Origin of the sequence: Dickeya sp. CFBP 2040 (genome assembly GCF_012273755.1) — a bacterium.
GTDB lineage: Bacteria > Pseudomonadota > Gammaproteobacteria > Enterobacterales > Enterobacteriaceae > Dickeya > Dickeya poaceiphila.
This window is the reverse complement of sequence record NZ_JAAVXH010000015.1, coordinates 1-1,211: the sequence shown is the minus strand read 5'-3', so window position 1 is coordinate 1,211 and position 1,211 is coordinate 1. Positions and strand designations below refer to the sequence as shown.

Here is a 1,211-nt window from a genome sequence, read left to right as displayed (position 1 = left end):
AATTGGTCAAGGCGTTAAATGAGATAAGTGTTATTCACTCGTTTTGCATCTAAGGTATTACATCGACCTATATCCATTTGTATAAATCTCACTCTCACGCATTCTGATAAAAAGAGTGAAATTATTTCTTAACTGAAGCACACCTGAACCAAATTTGACCATACCGAGGACATCCTCGAAATGGTTGTCATCATTGTGTCTGCTGTTAAGGTACGTTTCTTTGCTTATTTATTCCACATCATCATAAACTGGCTCTGCTGTTTTGGGATATTGCAGTGTCAGTGCTGGATCTATTTCCTTGTTAGAACAGTTCTCAGTTTTTTTAGGCTGATCAGATGCAGTCGTTCCCTCTGTCGGTTGATTGTTAGAATCATTTGTTTGATTAAAGGTATAAACATTATCAAATGCTGGTTCGTTATTAGCATTAAATCCCTGTGCCTTTTTAACATTAGGGCGTTGTTTCATATTAATGCTATGCGCTTGGCCTTTCAAAAAAATATTGGAGTTCATAAAAAGATCACCATCTTTATCGATGATAATCCCTTTGGTTTTTAACTTTTTGAATATGAGCGACATATTCGATTTTCCTATACCCAAGTCACGACAGAGTGCCGCTTGAGAAATATGAAACAAATTGCCGAACTCCATTTTATTAAGGATTTTAGCAATCACCTTCAGTTCAGTTTTGGTAATATCAAGTTCAGCAAGGCATTCGAAGTTTTTCGTAAAGAGATGAACATAATCAACATCTCTTTTGATGGATTTAATGTTTTCTTTTCGCTGATATATGTTGGTCGTGTCTTTATGCTTGCTATGATAATGCTCAAAAATCTGTAATCGCTGTTCCGGTGTAAAGTTGTTATCATCAATATACTGTTGTAGTTGGAAGGATGATAGTTCATGCAAGTGCTTAAAATCGATAATGCTCATAATAGTCTCCTTTTATTATTCTTATTTTTTAATACATAACAGATTAAACCTGAACGTCAATAATAAAGTCAAAAATAAATGGAAAAAGTTTAAAGAAACTGGCAGGCCATCCAGTTATATCCCGAACTGGATAAAGTTTAGTTAAACTGGAGATGCCGCCAGTATGAAAGCTATATTCTTTTTTAGTGTTATTATAACGTCGTGAAACTAAGGTTATTGAATTTAATAACCCTAGTTTGTAAAATCAATAACCCTTGATATTTACTGGTTCTTATTTTTAA

Annotated in this window: 1 protein-coding gene; it reads right to left on the bottom strand. The window is 33.9% G+C overall.

The features are described from left to right. Positions 1 to 228: 228 nt before the first annotated feature. Positions 229 to 930, bottom strand: coding sequence for a DNA-binding protein (locus tag Dpoa2040_RS02115; RefSeq protein WP_168640117.1), 702 nt, complete (start codon positions 928 to 930; stop codon positions 229 to 231). Between the last annotated feature and the right edge of the window lie 281 nt (positions 931 to 1,211).